Consider the following 8,649-nt stretch of genomic DNA (forward strand, 5'->3'; position numbering starts at 1 on the left):
CGGTTTTAGGCTATGCTATGGGGCTTAAAATACCTTCCCATTCAAATACTGCAAATTCAGACCATTATGAGTAATTCAGCTTTAACCAGTCAATACCAACCCCAAGAGATTGAGCCCGCCCAACAACAAAAATGGGAACAGCAAAATCGCTATCAAGTAAACAACGCGGCATCAGATAAGCCGTCACGTTATTTGCTGTCTATGTTCCCTTACCCCAGTGGTAAACTACATATGGGGCACGTGCGCAACTACACGATTAGTGATGTGTTGAGTCGTTACTACCGGTTAAAGGGTTATGAAGTATTGCAGCCAATGGGCTGGGATGCGTTTGGTATGCCTGCAGAAAATGCAGCGATTGCCAATGCTGTTGCCCCTGCTGCGTGGACGTTTTCAAACATTGATAACATGCGCGCACAGCTTAAATCATTAGGACTATCGATTGACTGGTCACGTGAATTTGCTACTTGTACGCCAGAGTACTACAAGTGGGAACAATGGCTATTTGTACAACTGTTCAAAAAAGGCTTGGTATACAAAAAACTCTCAACTGTGAATTGGGACCCTGTTGATAATACCGTCCTTGCCAATGAGCAAGTGGTAGATGGTCGCGGTTGGCGCTCAGGTGCGTTAATTGAAAAACGCGAAATCCCCATGTACTACTTTAATATCACCGCCTATGCAGACGAGCTGTTAAATGATTTGGATAAGCTAGAAGGTCATTGGCCACAGCAAGTGATTACCATGCAGCGCAACTGGATTGGTCGCTCTGAAGGCATGGAAATTCATTTCCCTTATACCTTAAATGGTGAAGAAAAAACCCTAGATGTATTCACTACCCGTCCTGATACCTTAATGGGCGTGACTTATGTATCGGTGGCAGCTGAGCATCCACTAGCAAAACACGCGGCCGCGACAAATCCTGCCCTACAAAGCTTTATTGAAGCCTGCAAAAAAGGTTCAGTTGCCGAAGCAGACTTAGCCAAAGCTGAAAAAATGGGTATGGACACGGGTCTGACTGTCACCCATCCGTTGACAGGTCAGCAAGTGCCTGTTTGGGTCGCTAACTACGTCTTAATGAGCTACGGTTCTGGCGCTGTCATGGCAGTCCCTGCGCATGATGAACGCGACTTTGAATTTGCCAATAAATACCAGTTACCTATCAAACAAGTGATTGACCTAGACGAACATCATAAGCAAGGTCAACAGTTTGATGCGACCACTTGGCAAGACTGGTATGGCGATAAGCAAAATGGCGTGGCTATTAACTCGGGTGAGTTAGACGGTTTAAATTTTAAACAAGCCTTTGACAACATTTTAACCCAACTTGAGCCAAAAGGCTTGGGTAAAAAAACCATTAATTATCGGCTACGTGATTGGGGAGTATCTCGCCAGCGTTATTGGGGTTGCCCAATTCCGGTGATCAACTGCGCCGACTGCGGTACAGTGCCTGTTCCTGAAAATCAGCTGCCTGTGGTATTACCCTTAGATGTGGTGCCCGATGGACGTGGCAATCCCCTCAACAATCTTGCTTCATTTACCGATGTCAACTGCCCATGTTGCGGTAAGCCTGCCAAACGTGAAACCGATACCTTTGATACCTTTGTAGAATCAAGCTGGTATTACGCGCGTTTTGCCTCACCCAATTATACTGATGGGATGATTAATAAAGTCGCCGCCGATAAATGGCTACCTGTGGATCAATATGTAGGCGGTGTTGAGCACGCCGTGTTACATTTACTGTATGCGCGTTTTTTCCACAAACTCATGCGTGATGAAGGCTTGGTGCAGGGTGATGAACCCTTTGCTAATTTACTCACCCAAGGCATGGTCTTGGCGGGTACTTATCTTCGCGAAAATGCCGATGGTAGCAAATCCTATTACTTTCCAGAAGAAGTTGATATCCGCTACAACGACAAAGGTCAGCCCATCGAAGCGACCTTAAAAGCCGATGGTCAGCCTGTCAAAATTGGCAAAATCGAAAAAATGTCGAAGTCAAAAAACAATGGCGTCGACCCACAAGCGACCATTGATCAATATGGCGCAGACACAGTCCGACTTTACACCATGTTTACCGCGCCTGTCGACCAGACGCTTGAATGGATTGACGATGGGCTAAAAGGTCCGTATAACTTTTTGAAAAAAGTATGGCGTTATACCATCGAGCATGGTGACACACTGGCACAACAATCTTTAACCGCAGCAACGCTATCGGTGAGTGACGCTCCGTCGCTTAGTAAAGCCGCTAAAAGTCTACGCCGTAAAACACATGATACTATCGGCAAATTAGATGACGCCTTTGGCAAAAACTTGGCGCTCAATACCCCTGTGTCATTTTTAATGGAATTGTCGAACGAACTCACTGCATTTGACATTCGTTCAGATAGCGATTTGGCGGTAGCCAATGAAGCACTCATAACGTTATTGACCTTGCTCACCATGTACGCGCCGCACATGGCAGAAGTCTTACTTGAGGAGTTAGGGATTGATGTGATGACGCTAACCTATCCACCCGTTGATACTTCAGCCTTGGTACAAGACACTATTACCATGGTGGTGCAAGTCAATGGCAAAATCCGTGGTCAAATGGAGGTGGCGCCAAACAGTGACAGCGATTGGTTAAAAGCCGAAGCGAAACAACTCGACAGCGTCGCTAAATTCATCACCGGCGATATCGTCAAAGAAATCGTGGTGCCCAATAAACTGGTTAATATTGTGGTAAAAGCCTAATTGATTATAAGGGCTTATTGGCAACCTAAGCCCTTTTTGACCTTAAAGCTTTATAATGAAGCATTATAATAAAGTGTTATCACAAGCAATACCGACAATCATAGATGGGTAACTAACAGACAGGTAACTATATGAATCAGCCATTTCTTCGTATCTTCCTAAGCAGTGTGTTACTGACGCAGCTACCTGCCTGTGGTTTTCATCTACGCGGGTATGATGCGCCCATGTCACAGAATATCCCGACCACTGAGCTGATTTTTAACAACACGCCTGAAGCCTATGCGGTTAAAAATTCGTTGAAAAAACAACTGGACCAGATGAGCATTAACACTCAAGATAAGGTGATTGATAAAAATGCAACCAACCAATCAAATACTACCTTGCCTGCCAGTATTGAAGTCAAAAACATTCGCCTGCAAAACTACCAGCTACGCGGTATTTTGACCGAAATTCGCATGGTGTTAAGCGCAGAGGTAAGCTATCGCGCCATTGAAAATGGTCAACCCCGCACGCTGACCAATACGATTCAAGTACAGCGCAGCTATCAGTATGACCAAGGCGTGGTAGCGACCGACAATCCCCAAGCCGAGCAAATTAAAGTATGGTTGTATGACAACCTGGCGCAGCGTATTGCTGACCAATATGTCGCACTGAGCCTTCCTAAAATCACCAAACTGTCGACCACAACTACCCCCTAACCTAATTGATACCTAATTGACACCTAATTGATAATACGCTGATGCAGTACAATTTTTTAAATGCCTTTCAACATCTCAAAAATAGGCAAGACCCAGCCACTGGCCTGTGGCTAATGCATGGCGATGAAGATTTGCTGTCACAGTGGCTGATAGAAAAAATGTCGCCAAATTGGCGGCAGCATAATATGGCAATTTCGCGCATGGATATTACCAGCGCCAAATCATGGCAAGCGGTTTTGGCAGAGCTGAACAGTATGTCACTGTTTGATGACAACAAAGCCATTATCGTTCACGGTAATCATAAACCCGATAAAGAGGCGTTAACAGAATTAGAGCAATTTGCGACGAGCAATTCGAGCAATTGCTTAGTCATTATCAGTGATAAATACGATAAGAAAAGCCAAAGCAGTGCGTTTTTTTCGCTTTGCGATAAATTTGGTCAGGTCATCGAATGTCATATTTATCAAGAACAGCAACGCGAACAACTGCTACAGCAACACGCGCAAGACTTTGGGCTCGAACTCACCAAACCCGCTTGGCAAATGCTAATGGCACAAACTCAGCATAATTTGCTAGCGGCTTACCAAAGTCTGTGGCGACTCTCCTATCTCTATGCTACAACAGATGCGAATCCCCCTACCCATTTTGTGACCATCGATGAGCCTCAGCTGTTTGATGGGTTGGTGAGTCAATCTATGTTTACCACCTTTGATTTATCGGATGCCATGTTGGCAGGTGATACCGCGCAGGTTGCAAAAATCTTACAGCAACTCAAAGCCAGTGAAGAACCAGAGAGTCTGGTGTTATGGATGATAGCCAAAGATATGCGCAATATTTTAAGCTTGCAATCAGGGGCAAGCTATCAAAGCCTCGGCATTTGGCAAAGTAAGCAACAGCTGTATAGTAAAGCCCTGCATCGTCATTCCCATGACGCTACCCGAAACTGGTCGGATGCGCTGTACCAAGCCGACCAAGCCATCAAAGGTCTGTTGCAACAACCGGCTTGGGAGCTGCTCTACCAACTCGCTTTTCGCCTAGCGGGTCAACCATTATTTCACTAGTTGCTTTAAAAGTTACTTTAAAAGTTGCTTTTAAAAATGCTCCGCAACCTTTGCAATCTTTGCAACCTTTCAAACAGCACGCCTATCAAACCACCGTACAATCCACCACCCCCCAAATTTTTAATGCGTTTTTGTTACTCATAACATTCATTTTATAATCCAGCAAGATTATGTGGTTATAATTAAAAATCCTTTCGGCTTACCTGTTTTTATTGCAATTTATTCTCATTTAGCTTTTAATACTCCCTGTTACAAAGCTGTATTTATTTAATTTTTTTCAATTGTTTATCCCTTGATAAGGCTTGGCACGATGACCGCTACCCAAAAAAAATGGCTCAAATGGGCAATCTTAAGTTTGATCGTTATTTCGCTGGCAGCGTTAGCTTATTGGTACTTTAAACCCAAACCCCAAAAACCCGATTACATCACCGCCAATGTCGAACGTAGCGATATTGAGAACAGTGTGATGTCCACGGGCAAAATTGAAGGCATTAAACAAGTGGATGTGGGCGCTCAGGTGTCAGGGGAAGTGACAAAATTGTATGTCGAGGTGGGTGACACGGTCAAAAAAGGCGATGTTATTGCTCAAATTGACCCAGTTACCCTGCAAAATACCTTAACCACGCAGCAAGCTACCTTACAGCAAAGCAAAGCGAATTTGGAAAGTACCAAGTCCGCCTATCAGACCAAACAAGCCGCGCTTGCCACAGCGCGAGCCGACTTGAAAGGTAAAATAGCAACCTTGCAACAATCGCAAACAGAATACAATCGCCTAAAATCCTTGCTTGCCATGAATGCCATCTCCAAACAAGAGCTGGAGCAAGCGGATACCGCTGTCAAAACAGCCCAAGCCAATGTGGACAGCGCGAAAGAAGCGATTGCGACTGCCCAAGCAAATATTGCCTCATCGCAAGCCGATATTGTTAGTGCACAACAAACCATAAAAAAATCGCAAACGGACGTCAATACGGCTGAAAAAAATCTTGGATATAGCCAAATTGTTGCCCCGATGTCAGGCACGGTGATTTCTATCACCACCAAACAAGGGCAAACAGTAAACGCCAATCAATCAGCCCCCACCATTGTGACATTGGCAGATTTGAGTAGTGTGCGCGTGAAAGCCAAAATATCAGAAGCCGATGTCGTTAACCTAAAAGTAGGGTTGCCTGTTTATTTCAATATCATTGGACGCCCAGATAAGAAATACCAAGCCACGCTCGATACCATTGGACCTGCGCCCGATGGCACTACCGCCAGTGATTCATCAACGTCAACGGATTCAGCGATTTATTATATTGGTTATTTTACTGTCCCCAATCCCGATGGCGCGCTACGCATCAATATGACAGCGCAAGTCTATATTGTTGAAAACAAAGTCAATAATGTGCTTAGCGTACCGGCTGCAGCAATCAAAAATGACCCAAGAATAGGCAGTTATGTTGAAGTCGTACAAGCCGATGGTAGTACCAAAAAACAAGCGGTCAAAACAGGCGTCACCAATCGTATTACCACCCAAATTCTTAGCGGCGTCAACCAAGGTGATAAGGTGGTTGTGGGTCAAGCAACGGTGAGTAAATCAAGTTCATCGTCTAAAAATAAGGGTGGTCCACCGATGATGTAGTCATCGGTAGATGATAACCCTAGATTGTAAACGTTGATTATAACCTATGACGCATGCTAACTTTGAGATACACGGCTGATGATAACGCAAGACACCAAACAACCTGTCATGGAAGTGAAGGATTTAATCCGCGAATTTCCTGCAGGTGATGAAAAAATTCGGGTTTTACATGGGATTGACTTGACCATTTATGAAGGCGAAATGGTGGCAATTATTGGTCAATCAGGCTCGGGTAAATCCACCTTAATGAATATCTTAGGCTGCCTAGATCAGGCGACCGCGGGCAGTTACCACATCTATGGCAAAGCGGTGGACAAACTCACCGCAGACGAACTTGCCGAGCTTCGCCGTGAGCATTTTGGCTTTATTTTTCAGCGCTATCATTTACTCGGTGACATCAATGCCCAAGACAATGTCGCCGTCCCTGCCGTGTATGCAGGGATGCCCGTGCGGCAACGTGAAGCGCGCGCCACTCAATTATTAGACGACTTAGGGCTGGCGGCAAAAACCCAAAATCGCCCAAGCCAACTCTCCGGTGGTCAACAACAGCGTGTGTCTATCGCTCGTGCCTTAATGAATGGTGGCGACATTATCCTGGCTGATGAACCGACTGGGGCATTAGATAGCCAATCGGGTAAAGATGTGATGGCAATTTTGAGAAATCTAAATAGCCAAGGTCATACCATCATTATGGTGACCCACGATCCTTCTATCGCTGCCCAAGCCGAACGCGTGATCGAAATCAAAGACGGACAGATTCTTAAAGATTATTATACCGACAATAGATTTGATAAAACCAAAGCGGTTCAACACCTAAATTTTGCCAAAAAATCTGGTGTGACCGCGTTTTTAGACCGCTTATCTGAAGCCTTTAAGATGTCTGTTTTGGCAATGAAAGCGCATAAAATGCGGACATTGTTAACCATGCTAGGTATTATCATTGGTATTGCCTCTGTGGTATCGGTAGTGGGTCTAGGGCAAGGCTCTCAACAAAAAATTCTCAATGATATCAGCTCCTTAGGCACCAATACTTTAACCGTACGAGATGGCTATAAATTTGGTGACCCTCGCCGTAAATACCATGATAATAATTTAACAGATGCCGATGCCAATGCTGTCGCAGAACAGCCTTATGTGCAAAGCGTCAGTCCACAAGTCAGCAGCAATACCGCCACCGCCCGTTACCGTGAAACAGAAGCTTCTGTGAATGTCAGTGGCGTGGGCAAAGATTATCTAACGGTGAAAGGCGAAAAACTCGCGCTTGGGCAAACCTTTAATGACAATAGTATCACCTCGATGACCCAAGATGTGATTATTGATAATAATGCAAAAACCGCCTTTTTTGCCAATGTCAGCGATCCCATTGGTGAAGTGATGTTGGTGGGTAGTGTGCCCGCTCGCGTCATCGGTGTATTGCAGCCGTCTGAGCAAGCTTTTGGTCCAAGTTCAGACACCCCTACCCTATATATGCCTTATACCACTGTGATGCATAGAATGGTTGGTACTAGTCATGTAGATAGTTTTATTGTGCTACTAAAAAATACTATCTCGTCTAGTGCCGCTGAGCAAGCTGTTTCTGATTTGATAGAGCAGCGACACGGCACCGATGACTTTCGTATTCAAAACTCTGATTCAATTCGTCAGACGATTGAATCCACCACAGGCACGATGACATTACTGGTTTCGTCGATAGCCATTATTTCTTTGATCGTGGGGGGTATTGGCGTCATGAATATCATGCTCGTCTCAGTTACCGAACGTACCAGTGAAATTGGTGTGCGCATGGCAGTGGGCGCAAGACAATCTGATATCATGCAGCAGTTTTTGATAGAAGCGATTTTGGTATGTATCTTGGGCGGGATTTTAGGTATTAGCCTAGCGTTTGCCATCGGCGCTTTAATTAACAAATTTGCAGGGGGTAATTTCCAAGTGGTGTATTCAACCACCTCCATTGTAGCGGCGGTGGTGTGTTCCACTCTCATTGGTGTGGTTTTTGGGTTTATTCCCGCGCGCAATGCCGCGAGACTCAATCCTGTCGATGCCTTATCAGGTGGTGAATAAAAGTTTTATCACCTAGTTAATTAATACCTAGTTAATCCACGTCTAGCCAATCAAGATTTATTTAATCAAGGCTAGATAAGTTAAAGGTATGATAAGTCGATAAATTTATGCCTCTATTTCGATGCAAATCTTTAGTTAAAAAAATTGTGCAAAAAGGCTTGCAAACCAAGATTTAATGCGTATAATATGCACTCACTTAACGGCAATAGCCAAAATAAAAACGTGAAAATCGTTTTTGATTGCCTTAACAGTTTTGGATCGTTAGCTCAGTTGGTAGAGCAGTGGACTTTTAATCCATTGGTCCCGCGTTCGAGTCGCGGACGATCCACCATATATTGCTTTGCAATTTTTTAATGCTTTAGCAAATCATAGATTTGCTCTTGCGAAGCTAAAAACGTCTCCCAGACGTTTTCTTAACGCTTCTCAGGATCGTTAGCTCAGTTGGTAGAGCAGTGGACTTTTAATCCATTGGTCCCGCGTT

At 44.6% G+C, this 8,649-nt stretch carries 5 protein-coding genes and 2 tRNA genes (1 of these 7 only partly in view); all 7 read left to right on the forward strand.

Features of this window, described 5'->3' with window-relative positions; all coding sequences use genetic code 11:
• Positions 1-66: 66 nt before the first annotated feature.
• Entirely contained in the window at positions 67-2,727 is a 2,661-nt protein-coding gene (leuS, locus tag RTS09_RS04440; protein ID WP_312534664.1) for a leucine--tRNA ligase, read from the forward strand.
• A gap of 131 nt (positions 2,728-2,858) precedes the next feature.
• Positions 2,859-3,425 carry an LPS-assembly lipoprotein LptE gene (locus RTS09_RS04445; protein WP_312534666.1) on the forward strand — a complete coding sequence of 189 codons (567 nt, stop codon included), beginning with the start codon at positions 2,859-2,861 and terminating at the stop codon, positions 3,423-3,425.
• Positions 3,426-3,466: 41 nt separating this feature from the next.
• Positions 3,467-4,486, forward strand: a complete 1,020-nt coding sequence (holA, locus tag RTS09_RS04450; RefSeq protein ID WP_312534669.1) for a DNA polymerase III subunit delta — start codon at positions 3,467-3,469, stop codon at positions 4,484-4,486.
• A 310-nt stretch (positions 4,487-4,796) separates the two neighbouring features.
• Positions 4,797-6,107 (forward strand): efflux RND transporter periplasmic adaptor subunit, encoded by a 1,311-nt coding sequence (locus RTS09_RS04455; RefSeq protein WP_312534672.1) that lies wholly within the window; start codon positions 4,797-4,799, stop codon positions 6,105-6,107.
• A 78-nt stretch (positions 6,108-6,185) separates the two neighbouring features.
• Positions 6,186-8,168, forward strand: coding sequence for a MacB family efflux pump subunit (locus tag RTS09_RS04460; RefSeq protein WP_312534674.1), 1,983 nt, complete (start codon positions 6,186-6,188; stop codon positions 8,166-8,168).
• Between the two features lie 255 nt (positions 8,169-8,423).
• Positions 8,424-8,499: transfer RNA gene (locus RTS09_RS04465), tRNA-Lys, on the forward strand.
• Between the two features lie 95 nt (positions 8,500-8,594).
• A tRNA-Lys gene (locus RTS09_RS04470) sits at positions 8,595-8,649 on the forward strand (it continues 121 nt past the right edge of the window).

The sequence above is a fragment of the Moraxella sp. CTOTU47618 genome, assembly GCF_032017425.1.
Taxonomy (GTDB): Bacteria; Pseudomonadota; Gammaproteobacteria; order Pseudomonadales; family Moraxellaceae; genus Faucicola; species Faucicola tetraodonis.

What these genes read in the sequence shown, in the direction of transcription:
- RTS09_RS04455 (WP_312534672.1), top strand. Translation starts at nt 4,797, where the DNA reads ATGACCGCTACCCAAAAAAAATGGCTCAAATGGGCAATCTTAAGTTTG.
- RTS09_RS04445 (WP_312534666.1), top strand. Translation starts at nt 2,859, where the DNA reads ATGAATCAGCCATTTCTTCGTATCTTCCTAAGCAGTGTGTTACTGACG.
- holA (WP_312534669.1), top strand. Translation starts at nt 3,467, where the DNA reads ATGCAGTACAATTTTTTAAATGCCTTTCAACATCTCAAAAATAGGCAA.
- leuS (WP_312534664.1), top strand. Translation starts at nt 67, where the DNA reads ATGAGTAATTCAGCTTTAACCAGTCAATACCAACCCCAAGAGATTGAG.
- RTS09_RS04460 (WP_312534674.1), top strand. Translation starts at nt 6,186, where the DNA reads ATGATAACGCAAGACACCAAACAACCTGTCATGGAAGTGAAGGATTTA.